This is a genomic window from Pseudomonas helvetica, assembly GCF_039908645.1.
GTDB classification, from domain to species: Bacteria; Pseudomonadota; Gammaproteobacteria; order Pseudomonadales; family Pseudomonadaceae; genus Aquipseudomonas; species Aquipseudomonas helvetica.
Map to the genome: position 1 here is coordinate 2,965,512 of NZ_CP150917.1, position 16,027 is coordinate 2,981,538.

Sequence of the window (16,027 nt, forward strand, 5' to 3'; positions counted from 1 at the left end):
GACGCAGCACGGATGCGCTACCGGGGTTCCATAATCCGCAGTACCGGGTGCCCGTCGATATCCTTGAGTGGAAAATACGAGCGGTGTGTCGCTGTATCCACAGCAACGACGTGCGCATGCGGGCCTACGCGGCCACTGCCGATGTTCGTGAGGACGCTGTCCTTGACGTGGAACATCGACACCATGCCGGCCTCTGCAGCCACATAAAGCGTGCCCGGTACGGGGTCAAACGCGAGCACGTCAGGGGTTCCTCCAGTATCGAACGCCTGGATAACCTGCATCGTGCGCATGTCCAGTACCAGGAGTTTGTCGTTACCTTCGCATGCGATAAAGGCCAGCCGGTCACGCGGGGTGATCAACAAGCCATGGTTGCCTCTTGCCCCCGGCAAATCAATGCGCGCAACGATCCGGTCGGTTGCGGGATCGATCTCGATCAGTTGCCCGCGTGTCTGGACATTAACGAAAATGTGCCGTGATACAGGGTCATATTGTGTATTGCCGACTTCACCTCCGAGGGGAATCGTTGCGACGCGAGTGTTGGTGCGCACGTCGATTACCGTTTCGGTCTTGCCGTTTTCGTTCGATACGTAAAGCTTGTGAAGGTCGGGCACATAAGCCATTCCGTCTGGGTAGACACCGCCGGGAATACGACTGACAACTGCCAGGGTCGTTTCGTCAATCGCCACGATTTCGTTGGTGCCCGTCGCCGACGCGTAGACACGCGACAGTTCAGGAATAACCAGCACACCGTGCACCGACGAAACGTTCGCAATGCGTCCAACGACACGGGACTCACGCAGGTCAAAGACGATCACTTCGCTGTCACCCAAATGAGCGATGAACAACAGGTTACGCGCTGGATCGTAGCTCTCGTAGTCAAGCCGAGTAGCGCCGCCGGGCAACGGAATGTCGGTGACATGTTTCAGTGGCAGGTCGTTGGTCGATGGTTTGTCTGCAGCCTGAACGTCGCGAAGGTTCGCGACGTTCATGACGGCTAGCGCCATCAACAGGACGGCGAAGACTGGCAGAGCAAAACGTCGTTTGTGCCGTAGGGTCATGAGGTCCTCTTCTGCTTGGGCAGGGCGACGTCAATCGTCCTGCCTTTGTCCCGGTAATACAGGATTAGAACGTTCAGTGTGAACAGGCCTCTTCACATCTGCGGAGGCCAGTTATGCGTCTCGCCTTGACACTCCTTGCACCAGGCGTACAGCGCGTCATACATGATCAAACCGTGCGACAGCATTTCCTGGTCATCGGCGAAGCATTGCGACAATCCCAGCGAAATCGCGTACAGCCCAGCCGATTGCGGCGTCAGATCAAGGCGGGAGGTATCCGCCCCACGCACGATTTTGGCCAAATGCTGCAAGGCGGTATCACTGAGCTGGTACTTCTTCAGGAACGCATCGAAGCTGCACAGCTCACCTACGTGGGAAAGCTCGACGCCCGGAATATCGTAAGGCGTTGCATCTTTCTCAGCGGCAAACCGCAGAACGTCTTTGCTGGGGACGTAGAGGAACTCGGCCTGAGGATCGATAAAACGAGTGATCAGCCAAGGACAAGCGATGCGATCAATCTTGGGTCGTTCACGGGTAATCCACCTCATGCAACACCTCCTGCCTGGTTCGACAGGCTGGATGATCCGGCAGGCCCGATGCCTGCCAGGAAACGTTTGATCGCCGCACGCTTTCTAGCGCAGCAGATGCACTGCCAATCCAATGAGCGCACAGGCCATCAATACTTGAATGACGCCACGCTTGAAGCGAAACAAGGCAATCGCTGCGGCAATGGCGATCAGCGCAGAGGGCCAGTCGAGGGTGCCGCTGAACCCTTTGGGCCACAGCACGTGATAGCCGAAGAACACTGCCAGATTAAGAATCACCCCAACCACAGCGGCGGTAATCCCGGTGAGCGGCGCGGTGAACTTGAGTTCGTTGTGCGTCGTCTCCACCAGCGGGCCGCCGGCAAGGATGAACAGGAACGAAGGCAGGAAGGTGAACCAGGTCACCAGCGTCGCCGCTACGGCGCCGCCGAGAAACACCTGGTCGGCGCCGAACACCTGCGAAACATAAGCCCCGACAAAGCCGACGAAAGCCACCACCATGATCAGCGGCCCCGGCGTGGTTTCCCCCAGCGCCAAGCCGTCGATCATTTGTGTCGGGGTCAGCCAGCCATAGTGCCCGACTGCGCCCTGGTAGACATACGGGAGCACCGCGTAGGCGCCACCAAATGTCAGCAGTGCCGCCTTGGTGAAGAACCAGGCCATTTGGGTCAAGGTACCTTCCCAGCCAAAGAGTGTGGTCAGGATCGCCATTGGCAACGCCCATAACCCCGCGCCGATGAGTGTCAGCAGCGCCAGCTTCAACCAGCTGAACCGGGCATGGTCGGGGGAAGGGGTGTCGTCATCGATCAATGCCGGGCCGTAGGATTTTTGGGCAGCGCTGTGGCCTCCGATCCGGAACTTTTCCGGAGCAAAACGGCCACCCAGATAGCCGATCAAGGCCGCACTGAGCACGATCAGTGGAAAGGGCACATTGAATGCAAATATCGCCGCGAACGACGCCGCCGCGATGGCCCACAGCCAATTGTTCTTCAGCGCTCGCGAACCGATTCGATGAGCCGCCTGTACGACAATGGCGGTCACGGCCGGTTTGATGCCATAGAAAAGCCCGGCGACCATTGGCACGTCGCCGAAGGCGATATACATCCAGGACAAGGCAATCAGGATGAACAGCGAGGGCAGCACAAACAGCCCACCTGCAATGACACCGCCCCAGGTTCGATGCATCAACCAGCCGATGTAGGTTGCCAGTTGCTGAGCTTCTGGCCCTGGCAGCAACATGCAGTAGTTGAGGGCATGCAGGAATCGCCGCTCGGAAATCCAGCGCCGTCGTTCGACCAACTCCTGGTGCATGATCGAAATCTGTCCTGCCGGCCCGCCGAAACTGATGAAACCCAGCTTGAGCCAGAACCAGAATGCCTCACGCAAACTGATCGCCTCAGGCCTTGGCAGTTCAGCTTCAACAAGCGATGGAGATGCCTTACTCATTGGGGTTGTTCCTCTTTCACAAACGCGGCAAGCAGGCCGTCGAAGATGGCGCTCGCAGTAGCCAACAAGTGGTCATCATCAGTCATGGTTTCGCGTAGTCCGGCCAGCACCCGCTCGAGGCCGGCAGCCTCGACCGGCTGAATGCCGCCGATGTCGAGGTAATGCACGAGGGCTGCAACGCGCTCCAGACCCGGCGCCTGGATTTCAAAGCTGGCTTGCAGGGTTTCGAAGGTCACACGGTTGCCGACATGACTGAAGGTCGCCTCATCGAAATCGAAACCCAGGGCATCGGCGGGGCAGTCCTGCGGGCTGTTCAGCCAGAGGATCCGAGCGTCTGGATCGATGAAGCGTCGAATCAGCCAGGCGCAGGCCAGTCGATCAACCCAGGGCCGCTTGCGCGTTGCCCATACGCGACCCTGAAAGTCCGCAAGACTCAGCGGCACGATTGGCTGGTCGCGGCTATGGGGTTCGTCTGCCGACAATGCGCGACTGACGGCGGTCTCAAGTTCTTGCAAAACCGCGTCGATCTGCTGCTTCGGCTTGCCAGGAAAATAATCGATAGTGGTCAGTTGTTCGTAGGCTTTGCGCAGCTTGCGAATCTGCTTGGTGGTGGCCAGTGCATTCTCGGTATTGAGCTGTGCACGGCAGGCGTCGATCTCGGCGCCGAGCTTGCTGTACTCATCGCTACGGTCGAACAACGCTACGAAGCGTTCGCCATTTGGGTCGACGACAGGCAGGACATAGGCGGTGCCATTGATGGCCAGAATATCGCGTTCGACCGAGGACAGTGCTTCACGACAGGCGACCGTGTCCGGCAGCAGATAGGCGCCATCGCGTAACACCGCCGCTCCAGAGGCTTTCAGGGCGCGCCAGGCTCGCATGCGCTCGGTGGCATTGGCGGTCGGTAGGCCAAGGATTAATGCGAGCCAGTTTTTCATTTTATGTAGAGATACATTCAAAAAAAGTTTGTGTCTCTACAGTATGCGTCTTTAGGCTGATTGAAAAGCCCCCGGCAATAATGCTGTTCACTTAAGCAATTTCAGTCGCGAGGCATTCTTTGTAGCAGCTGCCGAAGGCTGCGTTCGGCTGCGAAGCAGTCGTAAAATCAGCAATTGCGGTGTGTCAGGTACACCACGGCAGCCGGACTCACGACTGCTACGCCCGAACGCGGACCGAGCCGAACGCAGCCTTCGGCAGCTGCTACAGATTGCATTACGGCTTAAATGAACAGCCCATCAATGCTTGTGCCGGTGATGAATGTCGGGGTAATGCGGGTGGCTGTGGCGGATCGCCTGATGCTGGTGAACGTGACTGTGAGGTTCGCTGCCATCCCATTCAAAGTCATGCTCATGCTGATGGTGTTCATCGTGAACATGCCGGTGACCATGGATGAGCGGCTCGTGCTGGTGGTCGTGCGCGTGGCTTTCAGTGAGGTGAATCCAGACGCCAATGCCCATCAGCAGGGCGGCGATCCAGAACGTCAGTGAAGCAGGTTCGCCGAGGATCAGAATCGCTATCGCCGCCCCCAGAAACGGCGCGGTCGAAAAGTACGCGCCAGTACGTGCCGTGCCGAGGCCGCGAAGGGCGAGCACGAACAGCACCAGGCTAATGCCGTAACCGAGAAAGCCGACCAGGAGTATCGGCGCGAGCGTGGCAATGTTCGGTAGTTTGGCCCCCAACGATAACGCCAGCGTACAGTTGACCGCCCCCGCGACCAGCCCCTTGATACCGGCAATGAACAGGGCATCGGACGCTGAGATCTTGCGGGTCAGGTTGTTATCGATGGCCCAGCAGGCACAGGCCAGCGCGACGGCCAGCGGGCCGATCCAGCCTTGTGCGTGTGTCGAGTCTTGCGGCCAGGCCAGGAACACTCCGCCAGCGACGATGGCCAACATCCCCGCAACGATTCGCCGATCAGCATTCTCCTTGAACACCAGCCAGGCCAGCAGCGCCGTCAGTACCGATTCCAGATTGAGCATCAGCGAGGCCGTCGCCCCTGACGTCAGGGTCAAGCCGAACATCAATGCCACCGGCCCAAGCACACCGCCGAAGGCGATGGCACCGATCAACCACGGCCACTCGCCGGCCGTCAGACCGGTTGCCTGCCAGCCGCGATCGCGGATAAACCTGACCAGGGTCAAGCCGAGGCCGCTGCCCAGGTACAGCAGCCCCGCCAATAAAATCGGCGAGACCTCCACACCTAGCAGTTTGGCCAGCGGGGTGCTGGCGCCAAACAGTGCGGCCGCGCTCAAGGCGTAGAAAATACTCAGGTTCATGGGGGCTCAGTGCCTTAATGTTCAAGGAGATTCAGGCCCTGCGGGCCATCAGAAATGCCAATACTGCCAATGATATCGCGCTACTTGAGCTTGATGCCCGGTTGGCGTTCATTTCAGGTACAAAAACCACGCCCCAGCGCGTGAAAGCAGCGGCGTCCTGGCCAATGAACGTCTGCTATTCGACGTGGACTCACCCGGTCGATTGTCCCGGCAGCAAGCATTGGGCATTATCCTTTGCCTGATATGAAGGAACGTATCCCATGACTACTACACCTACGTTGCATTTGATGTGCGGCAAGATCGCGTCTGGTAAATCAACGTTGGCAAAGGTACTTGCCGACAACCACGCGGCCATCCTACTCAGCGAAGACCATTGGCTTTCGATGCTTTACCCCGGAGAGATCCGTTCGGTGGGCGATTATGTGCAGTGTGCACATCGCATTCGTGGGGTATTGGGGCCGTTGGTCACCAACATGCTTGCGGCAGGTGTTTGCGTGGTATTGGATTTTCCTGCAAACACCGTCTCTGATCGCGAGTGGTTGCGCACCCTGGCAGATCATGCGAGGGCGCAGCATTGCCTGCATTATCTGGACGTTGACGAAGAGACTTGCCGCGCCAGATTGCACGCACGGAACGCCGAGGGCGCACATGATTTCGCAGCCACAGACGCCGAGTTTGATCTGATCACACGCTACTTCAGCATTCCGGGCGAGGAGGAGGGGCTGGTTGTCGTTGTACATTAGCAACGATCAACTTTGCGCTGGGCGACCACGTGGTAGCCGCCCCCTGCAGTGAACACGATTGCGAACAGGCCCGCCAGCAGGCTCGCGCCCCATAGCGCGCCATGGTCTTCGATGATCGCGGTGCTGGAGGGTGCATCGGCGCGGTAGAGCACTGTCACTGAGTCGCCCACCGCGTAGCCGAATATAAACCCGTTCTCGGGGTAGCTGACTGCCTTGCCCGTGGCGTCGGTGAAGTCAATTTGTGGGTGGCTGCCACCCGCGTTCAGGGCGCTGACATGCCCTTCGGCGCGTTGCGCCTGGGCCAGAAAGCCAAGCCGGTCTTCGACCAGCCATAGGGTGAGGTAGAGCAGGCACAGGCCCAGCGGGATGAAAATCAGCGCGCGAGGCAGATCGCCCCGGCCAGAAGATGGCGTCTTGGTCATGGCAGGTCCCTTGCATCGTCCGTAAACGCCGGTCATTACGAAGAACCGGCGGGAATCTGTCAATCGGATGGGGAAGAACTGCGCCTGGTGCTGTCCGGCGTTCATATCGGTGCCATTGCGTTTACTGACTTCGTCATGATCCATGGCAGCCTCCAAAAGCGGGACCGGTATTTTTATCACCGGTGTCGGGCGGTTTAACGGGTTTCGCGAGCGATACCATTTTGATATCTCATCCATTAAAGTATGCGCCGCTCGAGAGATGGATCCCGGGCTTTTTCTCATGGAGTAATTCAGTGAAGCACCTCAGCAAAGTTGTTGCCGTTGTACTGTTCGGCCTGGTTCTGGCGGGTTGCACCGGCACCTCGATGAAAACCCAGCACTATGACAGCACCCAATACACCGTTCTGGGTCACAGTGAAGCGAGTGCCACAGGCCTCATGCTGTTTGGCTGCATCCCGATCCAGCAGAACAGCCGTTTTGTTCGTGCTCAGGACGCGGCGATCAAGGCCAAGGGCGGCGATGCAATGATCAACACCCAGGTGCAGGAAAAATGGTTCTGGGCTTGGGTCCTGACCGGTTACACCACCAAGATCTCTGGTGATGTGATCAAGTTGAAAAACGTTCAGTAAGCGCGGTACCGATCCTGCGGGCAAGTACGCTCGGACGTGAAAAAAGCCCGGTTTAGCCGCAATGCTGTTCACTTAAGCCGATGTTTCAGGCACAACCGCAGTTGTGGCGAGGGAGCTTGCTCCCGCTGGGGCGCGAAGCGGCCCTGAATTGGGCCTGCTACGCAGTCCAGCGGGAGCAAGCTCCCTCGCCACAGATACTTCTCAGGCCTCCAGACCTCCTTAAGTGAAAGCATTGCGGTTTAGCCGGGCTTTTTCGTCTGTGCTCGTTGCGCGAAATGGCGGCGTATTTAATGTTGTGGGAGGGCCAGCGAGAGGGCCGCTGCGCCATCGCCGGGATCACCTTCGGCAAGCATCTGCATCAGACTTTCAGCGTAAATCAGCCATCTCGTACAGCGGTCGGATCTCAATCTCGCTCGGTCCCGGCATGGGGTTGGGGCAACGCTTCACCCAGGCGACTGCTTCGTCCATGTCCTTGACTTCCCAGAGCCAGAAGCCGGCGACCAGCTCGCGGGTTTCGGAAAAAGGTCCGTCGATGACCGTACGGCCGGGACCATCGAACGCAATACGCTTGCCTTGCGAGGAGGGCTTGAGGCCGTCGGCGGCAAGCATGATGCCGGCGTTGACCAGTTCCTCGTTATATCGGCGCATCGCCTCGAACATCGCGGTCGTGGGCAGAATGCCCTTTTCACTGTCGTCGGTAGCCTTCACGAACACAATGACACGCATCGTCTTCTCCTTGTTTGAGCCGGTCTCATCGGCCTGGCATTGGAATGACGAACGGGGTTCCGGAAGTCGATATCGTACTGCAAAATTTTTCGACGATTGGGGCGCAGGTGCGAATGGTTACTTCAAGGTCATGACGACCTTGCCGTTCCGACGGCGACGCTACCAATTGGCTGCGCAAAGTTGCGGGCGACACGATCCCGGCCTATGGTCCAAGCGAGACATTTCCTGTGATGGGCGCACGTTGACTCACCGTCGGTTGCAGCCCATCCAATGTGATAGTCCGCAAGGAGGTGAAGACATGCCGAACAACTCTCGCCCGGCTGTGCTCGGGCTGATCGGCAATACGCCGCTGGTGCGCGTCAGCCGCTTTGATACTGGCCCGTGCACATTGTTCCTCAAGCTTGAATCGCAGAACCCCGGTGGGTCGATCAAGGACCGCATCGGCCTGGCGATGATCGACGCCGCCGAGCGCGATGGTCGCCTGCAACCTGGCGGCACCATCGTCGAAGCCACCGCCGGCAACACCGGCCTCGGCCTGGCGCTGGTCGGTCGCGCCAAGGGATACCGGGTGGTGCTGGTGGTGCCGGACAAGATGTCCACCGAGAAAGTCTTGCACCTCAAGGCGATGGGCGCCGAGGTGCACATCACTCGATCCGATGTGGGCAAGGGCCATCCCGAGTACTACCAGGACGTTGCCGCGCGGCTGGCGCAGGAGATTCCCGACGCGTTCTTCGCCGATCAGTTCAACAACCCGGCCAACCCGCTGGCCCATGAGTGCAGCACCGCTCCGGAGATCTGGGCGCAGGCCGAGCATGATCTGGATGCCATCGTCGTCGGCGTCGGTTCGGCCGGCACACTGACCGGGCTGACCCGTTTCTTTCGCCGTGTGCAGCCTGACCTGGAAATGGTGCTGGCCGACCCGGTCGGCTCGGTGATGGCCGAATACAGCCGCAGCGGCACCCTTGGCACACCCGGTTCGTGGGCGGTGGAAGGCATCGGTGAAGATTTCATTCCGTCGATTGCCGACCTGTCCAGCGTGCGCCAGGCCTATTCGATCAGCGACGAGGAAAGCTTTGATCACGCCCGCCAACTGCTGCGCGCCGAAGGCATTCTTGGCGGTTCTTCGACCGGTACATTACTGGCGGCCGCATTGCGCTACTGCCGCGAGCAAACCGAGCCGAAGCGGGTGGTCAGCTTCGTCTGCGATACCGGCACCCGTTACCTGTCGAAGATCTACAACGACCAGTGGATGACCGACCAGGGCCTGCTTGCGCGCAAGCGCTACGGCGACCTGCGCGACTTGATTGCGCGGCGTTTCGAGGATGGCCGGGTGATCAGCGTCGGCCCGGACGACACATTGCTGACCGCCTTCCAGCGCATGCGCCTGGCGGATGTGTCGCAACTGCCGGTGCTGGTGGGCGGAAAGCGGCTGGTGGGGGTGATCGACGAGTCGGATATTCTGCTGGGCGTGCACAAAGACGCTTCGCACTTTCGTATGACCGTGGCCAGCGCGATGACCGACAAGGTCGAAACCCTGCCTCCCGGCGCCAGCCTGGCTGAACTGCAGGCGGAACTCGACCGTGGGCTGGTGGCGGTCATTGCCGACGCCTCGGGCTTCCACGGCCTGATCACTCGCGTCGACATGCTCAATCACTTGCGGAGATCCCTTACATGAGTCAACACGATGAAAACGCCACGCCACGGGCCTTCGCCACTCGTGTGATCCATGCCGGCCAGACGCCGGACCCTACCACCGGGGCGTTGATGCCGCCGATTTATGCGAACTCCACCTACTTGCAGCAGAGCCCCGGCGTACACAAGGGCTTCGACTATGGGCGCTCGCACAACCCGACGCGCTTTGCGCTGGAGCGCTGTGTGGCAGACCTCGAGGGCGGCACCCAGGCATTTGCCTTCGCCTCCGGGCTGGCGGCGATCTCCACCGTGCTCGAACTGCTCGATACCGGTTCGCATATCGTCTCTGGCAACGACCTGTATGGCGGCACTTTCAGGCTGTTCGACAAGGTGCGTCGGCGCAGTGCCGGGCATCGCTTCAGTTTCGTCGATCTGACTGACCTGACGGCCTTCGAAGCGGCGCTGCAGGACGACACGCGAATGGTTTGGGTCGAGACGCCGAGCAATCCCTTGCTGCGCATCACCGACCTTGCCGCGGTCGCGCGTACCTGCCGCGAGCGGGGCATCATCTGTGTGGCTGATAACACCTTTGCCAGCCCACGGATACAGCGGCCGCTGGAGCTGGGCTTCGATATCGTGCTGCACTCGACGACCAAGTACCTGAACGGCCACTCCGACGTGATCGGTGGCATTGCCGTGGTCGGGCAGAATGCAGAGCTGCGCGAGCGACTGGGCTTTCTGCAGAACGCGGTGGGGGCTATCGCCGGGCCGTTTGATGCTTTTCTCACCCTTCGCGGGGTGAAGACCCTGGCGCTGCGCATGGAGCGCCACTGCAGCAACGCGCTGGAACTGGCACGCTGGCTTTCGCATCAGCCACAGGTGGCGCGCGTCTATTATCCGGGCCTGCCGTCGCACCCGCAGCACGAACTGGCGCAACGGCAGATGCACGGTTTCGGCGGGATGATTTCCCTCGACCTGGACAGCGACCTGGCGGGTGCCAAGCGTTTCCTCGAGAGTGTGCAGATCTTCGCCCTGGCCGAGAGCCTGGGCGGGGTCGAAAGCCTGATCGAGCACCCGGCGATCATGACGCACGCCAGCATCCCCGCCGAAACCCGTGCAGAGCTTGGCATCGGCGATGCATTGATACGGTTGTCAGTGGGGATCGAAGATGTCGAAGACCTGCGCGCCGACCTGGCCCAGGCGCTGGCGCAAATCTGAGCAGCGCACACCCTGTAGCAGCTGGCTTCGCCAGCTGCTACAGGGGTAGGGCGCAACATAGCTCGGAAAGGCCCCGCCGTGAAAACAAAAGCTTACGCATGACACGACCTGTCCCTACTGATAAGCATGACCGAACGCCGGCATCCGCTGATTACTTGCCAGGCGTCTAAACGGAGGCAAACGATGACACGGGTTCGCGTTGAGGGTTTTACCATCTCGCTCGATGGATACGGAGCAGGTCCGAATCAAGACATCAACAATCCGCTCGGTGTTGGTGGGACGGAACTGCACCAGTGGCTGGTACCAACACGCACGTTCCAGCGGGCCTTGTTCGGCAAGGACGGCGGTACGACCGGGGTTGACGATGATTTCGCCGCCCGTGGCTTTCAGAATGTTGGGGCCTGGATTCTTGGGAGGAACATGTTCGGACCCATTCGTGGGGACTGGCCGGACACAAACTGGAAAGGCTGGTGGGGAGATAATCCACCGTATCACGCTCCAGTCTTCGTCTTGACCCATCACGCTCGTCCCCCCATCGAGATGGAAGGCGATACGACGTTCCACTTCATAACAGGAGGCATTCGCGAGGCGCTAGACCGTGCACGCGAGGCTGCTGCCGGAATGGACGTGCGAATCGGCGGTGGGCCGGACACAATCCGGCAGTATCTTCGTGAGGGCCTCATCGATGAACTGCACATTGCTATCGCACCGGTCCTGCTCGGCCGGGGAGAATCGCTGTTCGAAGGGATTGACTTGCGGGCTCTGGGATACGAATGCGTTGAACATGTAGCGTCGGAGAAGGCCACGCATGTCGTCCTACGGCGCCAAGGACACACGGACGACTAACCACTCGCTGAAGGCCGGTAGTCGTTGCATCTCGTTTGTCACCAGCGTTTGGCTAAACTTAAAAAGTCGGGAGTGAACTGAAACCAGAGTGATAGCGGCGATTATCGGATCTGGCTTGGCATCAAGACGGTACTCCCAAAGGAGACGACTATGTATGCGGTGATAAGAACCTACCTGGGTACGGGAGCAAAGCAGCTTTTCAAACTTTTAGAAGAGCGCAAGGCCGATGTCGAAGCTGCCCTGCGGACAGTGCCTGGCCTCGTCAGCTACACGCTGCTGAATACGGGTGATGGTGTTACGGCGGTGACTGTTTGCACGGACAAGGCCGGCAGCGATGCGAGTTTGAAAGTCGCGCGCGAGTGGATTCAGAAAAATGCCTCGCATATCCATGCGAGCCCGCCGATCGTTACGGAAGGTCCGGTCATTGTGCAGATCAAATAGCGCGCTGTTTCGGTTGATGTCACGACACTATCGCTTCCCGGCACGCAAAGCGGGCGCCTTTAAGGCGCCCGTTTTCATTCACTTCGACGCCTGCCATGGGTGGAGCTCCGAATCAGATTTAAAGGGCTGATCCGATCAGCAGGTCGCCAAACCTGGTCGCCATATGGGCGACGGGGGGACTATAAGCTTCATCCAATCAGGGGGAAAGGTGAGGGATTCCGAGGCTGCTGTAGGATCTGTATCGATGTGGCCCTGGACCAGAACGAAAACGCCTTCCTGCGCAAATTTCCAGTCCGGCTGATCAACCCATTACTGGTAAATTTTACGTAGTGACGCAAACTTCAAAACACTGCCTGCGTTTTCACACAGCCTGAGCCCAAAGTAGCCAGACCTGACGGGTAGAAAACGGCCAAAAGCCGCCGCTCACTGAGGACTGCTTGCGACCCTCTGCGGACGTTTAGCTGGTAACCGATTGGCTAGCTACTTTCTTGGAAAACGTCTTACCAAAAGCAATCCACCTTTTTTCATAATAGAAGGTCGAGATATGCGCAGTGAGAAAAACTGCGGCGAACAACAAAGGGCGCTTCAAATATTTTATGACGGTCTCTCCGCTACCCAGCCAAGTCTGTTCCAGCAGCGGATGAACAACATAGAGAGCGTACGAGATGGTAGCTATATAAAATAGAACGCGACTATTCAGGATTTGGGTCACTCGTGCCCGGCTATTGAGTAACGTGCTCCCCACCAAGGCTGCGGCAAGATAGGGGCGGAAGTAGTTCATGAAGCCCGCATCGGGATGACAGGACAAGGCAAACAGGAGGAGTAAAAGTATTTGTGCGACCCCCGGTTGGGTCGGAAGTTTCGCAAGGGTGTTGCCCAGTCTATTGCTGTGTATCAGTGCAAGTATGCATCCAGCAAGTATTTCATCAATGCGGTAATACGTGTTGATTGCGACATGGACATCATTCACGACTCGGTACATTGTGACGGCAATGCAGAGAAAAGGGATTAGCACTACCCACTTGTTTCTCATCAGAACTACCAACAACGCTATGGCGACATAAAATTGGACCTCTACGCACAAACTCCATAGGTGGCCATTTGCATTGCCAAGCCACATTGGCGGCCAGTTGGCAATGAACAGAAAGTTTGCGCTGTAAAAATCCGAAGTGCTGTTCATGACAAATAAAGCAATCGCCATATACAACCAGGCGAGAGGCACAATCCGAAAGATTCTGCGGATTAAAAAATCAACGACGCTGCTGTTGCTGAGCAGAAAATTTGTTATCAGGAAACCCGATAGCGTAAAAAAAATAGCCATTCCCATAACGCCTGCGGCAAAATTCAATTGCCAATGCTTTGGACCAAGTGGTAGCAGGTGGCACGCCAAGACAAGCAAGATGCTGATGCCGCGCCATCCATCAAGCATGCTTAATCGGGAGTCTGCTACGGAATGACCATTCATGTTTGCATTCGCTCGTTGGAATGTGTGTCTCAATCAGCAGTCAGCTGAAGGTTCCGCTCCCTCGCATTTTTTTCCAGAAATCATAATTCTCTATCAATACCAAGCCCGCTCTTGGGTCGATAGAGGATATTCGATAAAGGCAGTGCTGCGTCTGAAGACTGTCTTTAGTTCATATAAAAACCCAGTGGTCGCGGCGGTGAAAATTTCATGAAATCAGACCCTTTAAAGTTTTCAGTCTAGGACAGCTTTTGCACTTTACGCTTCACACCATGAAAAAATTCTAGGCGCGAGGGATTCGCTAAATGACTGGGCTTTTGACGTTGCTTGGCAGCATGGCTCCAAGTGAATCGCCCACTTTTTGGTAGATTCCCGTGACCGGCGGCTTTTGGCTGTGGATTCAACCGGTCGACGCAACAGATTGGCCAGAAGCGGACCTCCGGCGTTCGCCTGAAAACAAAAATGGGCCAGGGCGCCCAAACCGCGTCCTGACAGTCTGGTCGGAAGAGTTCGACCTGCCACCCTCCCTCGAGTGCGGAGGGCGTCCGATTCAGCGTTTCTTCAGCATCCTGCTAGGGCAACGTGTCGCGCTTGGCGAAGATGCTTGCCATTTCCGCCGCGTTCTCGGTTCCCCAGTTGCACAGCGGCACGATCGCCTCAGCCAGGCTGCGGCCGAGCGGGGTCAGCGTGTAGTCCACGCGCGGGGGCACTTCTTTGTAGTCGGTCCGCGCCAGCACGTGGTCGGCTTCCAGATCCTTCAATTGCTGGATCAGCACCTTGTCGCTAACGCCCGGGATCAAACGTTTGAGCTCGCCGTAGCGCTTCGGGCCGTCGCGCAGGAAAAACAAGACCAGCGGTTTCCACTTGCCCGAGATGATACGCAGCGTGGCGTTGAGCCCGCATCCGGTACCGCAGATTTCAGAAGTCGTCGTCATTTTTTGATACTTACCAAAAGGTGCATACTTGTCCTTAGGTTATCAGGGCTGCATCCTCGTCCTCAAGCAAGCAATTCCTGCTTGGGTACAACTCCAACGAAGGATGCACGACATGACCAGACTGAATGGAAAGACCGCCGTGATTACCGGCGGCGCTACCGGCATCGGCCGCGCCGCGGCAAAGCGCTTCATCGAGGAGGGCGCCTTCGTCTTCATCTTTGGCCGTCGACAGGAAGCACTCGACGCCGCTGTGGCCGAGCTCGGGCCCAATGCTCGCGCGGTGAAGGGCTCGGTCTCCGATCTGGCTGACCTCGACCGACTCTACGCGGCGGTGAAGGCCGAGCGCGGAACCCTCGACATCGTCTTCGCCAATGCCGGGGCGGGAAGCCAACTTGCGCTCGGCAAGATCACCGCCGAGCATATTGACGAAATCTTCGAGACCAACGTGAAGGGTTTGATCTTCACGGTCCAGAAGGCGCTACCTCTGATGGGGCAGGGCGGTTCGATAATCCTGACCGGGTCGAGCGCCGGCACCACGGGCGCCCCGGCATTCAGTGTCTACAGCGCAAGCAAGGCAGCAGTGCGCAACCTCGCGCGGAGCTGGGCGGAGGATCTGAAGGGTACCGGCATCCGGGTAAACGTGCTGTCGCCCGGGCCGACTGCGACCGAACTTGCGAAGGCAGCGTTAGGTGAGGAAGGCATGAAGGTCTTCGCCTCGATGAATCCGCTCCAGCGCATGGCCGATCCGGCGGAGATCGGAGCGGCGGCCGCGTTTCTCGCATCGCAGGACAGCAGCTTCATGACCGCAAGTGAGGTCGCCGTTGACGGCGGCCTGGCGCAAATCTGACTCGCCGCGCCCGGCCGGTCACTCCATTCGATAGTTGGAGCGGCTGGGCGTGGAAAACCTGAGGAGAATATATGAGCTACGCAATTATCGGCTTCGGCAATATCGGTCAGGCCTTGGCCAAGGCGTTTGCCCGCAACGGCATCGAAGTATCCGTTGCAACCACGCGCGACCCGGAAAGCTTTGCATCCGCCGCAGCAGCGATCGGACCTCAGATCATTCCCAAAACACTGGCGGAAGCCGTCAAGGCGGACATCGTCTTTTTGGCGGTCCGTTTCGAGTCGCACCGGGATGTCGCAAAGGCACTGCCCACTTGGAAGGGCAAGACCATCATCGATGTGACCAATGCCTACGGCGTGTCCCCCGAGGAACTGGGAGGACAGCCTTCTTCCAAGGTCGTCGCGCAGGCCTTCACTGGTGCAAGACTGGTTAAGGGCTTCAATCATTTAGGCGCTGCCGTCCTTGCTCAAGATCCGGCCGTGCAGGGCGGCAGGAGAGTCGTATTCCTGGCAAGCGACGATGACGACGCCGCAACGGAGGTTGGTGCGCTCGCGGAAAATCTCGGTTTCTCGCCGATCAAACTGGGCGGGCTTTCGGAAGGTGGACTACTTGTGCAGGCGCGCGGAAATAGCTGGGGTCACCTGATCTTTAAGGACTTGGTCAAGTTTGACTGATGAATCGTGATCGTCATTTTTGATGCAATCTCCCTCGTGGAAAAGGGCGGCCACAGTCTGATTAAAGTGAGGGCGACGCCGGCTTCAGGTCCTCACTGATAGGTCCACAACTTATACGATTGGATAAGTGCTC

Annotated in this window: 18 protein-coding genes; 9 read left to right on the forward strand and 9 right to left on the reverse strand. The window is 58.4% G+C overall.

The annotated features are described in order from the left end of the window. Positions 1–17 precede the first annotated feature (17 nt). From AABM55_RS13650 to AABM55_RS13670, 5 genes are all read right to left on the reverse strand, one after another. On the reverse strand, positions 18–1,058 hold the full coding sequence (locus AABM55_RS13650; protein WP_347929866.1) for a YncE family protein: 1,041 nt from the start codon (positions 1,056–1,058) through the stop codon (positions 18–20). Positions 1,059–1,150: 92 nt separating this feature from the next. Next, a complete protein-coding gene (locus AABM55_RS13655; RefSeq protein WP_347929867.1) occupies positions 1,151–1,603 on the reverse strand; it encodes a chromate resistance protein ChrB domain-containing protein in 453 nt (150 codons plus the stop codon). An 84-nt stretch (positions 1,604–1,687) separates the two neighbouring features. Next, positions 1,688–3,046, reverse strand: coding sequence for a chromate efflux transporter (chrA, locus tag AABM55_RS13660; RefSeq protein ID WP_347929868.1), 1,359 nt, complete (start codon positions 3,044–3,046; stop codon positions 1,688–1,690). Continuing rightward, positions 3,043–3,984: a chromate resistance protein ChrB domain-containing protein gene (locus AABM55_RS13665; protein ID WP_347929869.1), complete on the reverse strand. Its 942-nt coding sequence runs from the start codon at positions 3,982–3,984 to the stop codon at positions 3,043–3,045. Before AABM55_RS13665 ends, chrA begins: the two co-directional genes overlap by 4 nt. Before the next feature lie 297 nt (positions 3,985–4,281). Next, positions 4,282–5,322, reverse strand: coding sequence for a DMT family transporter (locus AABM55_RS13670; protein ID WP_054597086.1), 1,041 nt, complete (start codon positions 5,320–5,322; stop codon positions 4,282–4,284). A gap of 17 nt (positions 5,323–5,339) precedes the next feature. Here AABM55_RS13670 and AABM55_RS13675 point away from each other — a divergent pair, with 17 nt between their 5' ends. Together AABM55_RS13675 and AABM55_RS13680 are read left to right on the forward strand one after the other, a co-directional pair. Then, positions 5,340–5,564 (forward strand): hypothetical protein, encoded by a 225-nt coding sequence (locus tag AABM55_RS13675; RefSeq protein ID WP_347929870.1) that lies wholly within the window; start codon positions 5,340–5,342, stop codon positions 5,562–5,564. Positions 5,565–5,582: 18 nt separating this feature from the next. Further along, positions 5,583–6,065 (forward strand): ATP-binding protein, encoded by a 483-nt coding sequence (locus tag AABM55_RS13680; protein ID WP_347929871.1) that lies wholly within the window; start codon positions 5,583–5,585, stop codon positions 6,063–6,065. On the opposite strand, the gene AABM55_RS13685 is transcribed toward AABM55_RS13680, so the two are convergent. Then, complete coding sequence (locus AABM55_RS13685) at positions 6,062–6,487, reverse strand: DUF3592 domain-containing protein (RefSeq protein ID WP_347930026.1); 426 nt, start codon at positions 6,485–6,487, stop codon at positions 6,062–6,064. The two genes, AABM55_RS13680 and AABM55_RS13685, sit on opposite strands and share 4 nt — an antisense overlap. 293 nt (positions 6,488–6,780) lie before the next feature. Between AABM55_RS13685 and AABM55_RS13690 the strand changes: the two genes are divergently transcribed. Beyond that, the gene (locus AABM55_RS13690) at positions 6,781–7,116 is read left to right on the forward strand and encodes a hypothetical protein (RefSeq protein WP_054597088.1); all 336 of its coding nucleotides are present in this window, start codon (positions 6,781–6,783) and stop codon (positions 7,114–7,116) included. Between the two features lie 366 nt (positions 7,117–7,482). On the opposite strand, the gene AABM55_RS13695 is transcribed toward AABM55_RS13690, so the two are convergent. Then, positions 7,483–7,842, reverse strand: a complete 360-nt coding sequence (locus AABM55_RS13695; RefSeq protein WP_347929872.1) for a YciI family protein — start codon at positions 7,840–7,842, stop codon at positions 7,483–7,485. 298 nt (positions 7,843–8,140) lie between these two features. On the opposite strand from AABM55_RS13695, the gene AABM55_RS13700 reads away from it, so the two are divergent. The 4 genes from AABM55_RS13700 to AABM55_RS13715 all read left to right on the forward strand — a co-directional run bounded on the left by AABM55_RS13700 (position 8,141) and on the right by AABM55_RS13715 (position 11,979). After that, complete coding sequence (locus AABM55_RS13700) at positions 8,141–9,517, forward strand: cystathionine beta-synthase (protein WP_054597090.1); 1,377 nt, start codon at positions 8,141–8,143, stop codon at positions 9,515–9,517. Then, positions 9,514–10,692: a cystathionine gamma-synthase gene (locus tag AABM55_RS13705; protein WP_103314423.1), complete on the forward strand. Its 1,179-nt coding sequence runs from the start codon at positions 9,514–9,516 to the stop codon at positions 10,690–10,692. The genes AABM55_RS13700 and AABM55_RS13705 overlap by 4 nt, the downstream gene beginning before the upstream one ends. A 183-nt stretch (positions 10,693–10,875) precedes the next feature. Next, a complete protein-coding gene (locus AABM55_RS13710; protein WP_347929873.1) occupies positions 10,876–11,538 on the forward strand; it encodes a dihydrofolate reductase family protein in 663 nt (220 codons plus the stop codon). 150 nt (positions 11,539–11,688) lie between these two features. After that, complete coding sequence (locus tag AABM55_RS13715) at positions 11,689–11,979, forward strand: hypothetical protein (protein ID WP_103314425.1); 291 nt, start codon at positions 11,689–11,691, stop codon at positions 11,977–11,979. A 457-nt stretch (positions 11,980–12,436) separates the two neighbouring features. On the opposite strand, the gene AABM55_RS13720 is transcribed toward AABM55_RS13715, so the two are convergent. Beyond that, the gene (locus tag AABM55_RS13720; protein WP_347929874.1) at positions 12,437–13,444 is read right to left on the reverse strand and encodes an acyltransferase; all 1,008 of its coding nucleotides are present in this window, start codon (positions 13,442–13,444) and stop codon (positions 12,437–12,439) included. Between the two features lie 569 nt (positions 13,445–14,013). Further along, complete coding sequence (locus AABM55_RS13725) at positions 14,014–14,376, reverse strand: helix-turn-helix domain-containing protein (RefSeq protein WP_347929875.1); 363 nt, start codon at positions 14,374–14,376, stop codon at positions 14,014–14,016. Between the two features lie 112 nt (positions 14,377–14,488). Between AABM55_RS13725 and AABM55_RS13730 the strand changes: the two genes are divergently transcribed. Together AABM55_RS13730 and AABM55_RS13735 are read left to right on the forward strand one after the other, a co-directional pair. Continuing rightward, on the forward strand, positions 14,489–15,223 hold the full coding sequence (locus AABM55_RS13730) for an SDR family oxidoreductase (RefSeq protein WP_347929876.1): 735 nt from the start codon (positions 14,489–14,491) through the stop codon (positions 15,221–15,223). Positions 15,224–15,294: 71 nt separating this feature from the next. Continuing rightward, on the forward strand, positions 15,295–15,894 hold the full coding sequence (locus tag AABM55_RS13735; RefSeq protein WP_347929877.1) for an NADPH-dependent F420 reductase: 600 nt from the start codon (positions 15,295–15,297) through the stop codon (positions 15,892–15,894). Positions 15,895–16,027: the final 133 nt, after the last annotated feature.

What these genes read in the sequence shown, in the direction of transcription:
- AABM55_RS13650 (WP_347929866.1), bottom strand. Translation starts at nt 1,058, where the DNA reads ATGACCCTACGGCACAAACGACGTTTTGCTCTGCCAGTCTTCGCCGTC.
- AABM55_RS13655 (WP_347929867.1), bottom strand. Translation starts at nt 1,603, where the DNA reads ATGAGGTGGATTACCCGTGAACGACCCAAGATTGATCGCATCGCTTGT.
- chrA (WP_347929868.1), bottom strand. Translation starts at nt 3,046, where the DNA reads ATGAGTAAGGCATCTCCATCGCTTGTTGAAGCTGAACTGCCAAGGCCT.
- AABM55_RS13665 (WP_347929869.1), bottom strand. Translation starts at nt 3,984, where the DNA reads ATGAAAAACTGGCTCGCATTAATCCTTGGCCTACCGACCGCCAATGCC.
- AABM55_RS13670 (WP_054597086.1), bottom strand. Translation starts at nt 5,322, where the DNA reads ATGAACCTGAGTATTTTCTACGCCTTGAGCGCGGCCGCACTGTTTGGC.
- AABM55_RS13675 (WP_347929870.1), top strand. Translation starts at nt 5,340, where the DNA reads ATGTTCAAGGAGATTCAGGCCCTGCGGGCCATCAGAAATGCCAATACT.
- AABM55_RS13680 (WP_347929871.1), top strand. Translation starts at nt 5,583, where the DNA reads ATGACTACTACACCTACGTTGCATTTGATGTGCGGCAAGATCGCGTCT.
- AABM55_RS13685 (WP_347930026.1), bottom strand. Translation starts at nt 6,487, where the DNA reads ATGACCAAGACGCCATCTTCTGGCCGGGGCGATCTGCCTCGCGCGCTG.
- AABM55_RS13695 (WP_347929872.1), bottom strand. Translation starts at nt 7,842, where the DNA reads ATGCGTGTCATTGTGTTCGTGAAGGCTACCGACGACAGTGAAAAGGGC.
- AABM55_RS13700 (WP_054597090.1), top strand. Translation starts at nt 8,141, where the DNA reads ATGCCGAACAACTCTCGCCCGGCTGTGCTCGGGCTGATCGGCAATACG.
- AABM55_RS13705 (WP_103314423.1), top strand. Translation starts at nt 9,514, where the DNA reads ATGAGTCAACACGATGAAAACGCCACGCCACGGGCCTTCGCCACTCGT.
- AABM55_RS13710 (WP_347929873.1), top strand. Translation starts at nt 10,876, where the DNA reads ATGACACGGGTTCGCGTTGAGGGTTTTACCATCTCGCTCGATGGATAC.
- AABM55_RS13715 (WP_103314425.1), top strand. Translation starts at nt 11,689, where the DNA reads ATGTATGCGGTGATAAGAACCTACCTGGGTACGGGAGCAAAGCAGCTT.
- AABM55_RS13720 (WP_347929874.1), bottom strand. Translation starts at nt 13,444, where the DNA reads ATGAATGGTCATTCCGTAGCAGACTCCCGATTAAGCATGCTTGATGGA.
- AABM55_RS13725 (WP_347929875.1), bottom strand. Translation starts at nt 14,376, where the DNA reads ATGACGACGACTTCTGAAATCTGCGGTACCGGATGCGGGCTCAACGCC.
- AABM55_RS13730 (WP_347929876.1), top strand. Translation starts at nt 14,489, where the DNA reads ATGACCAGACTGAATGGAAAGACCGCCGTGATTACCGGCGGCGCTACC.
- AABM55_RS13735 (WP_347929877.1), top strand. Translation starts at nt 15,295, where the DNA reads ATGAGCTACGCAATTATCGGCTTCGGCAATATCGGTCAGGCCTTGGCC.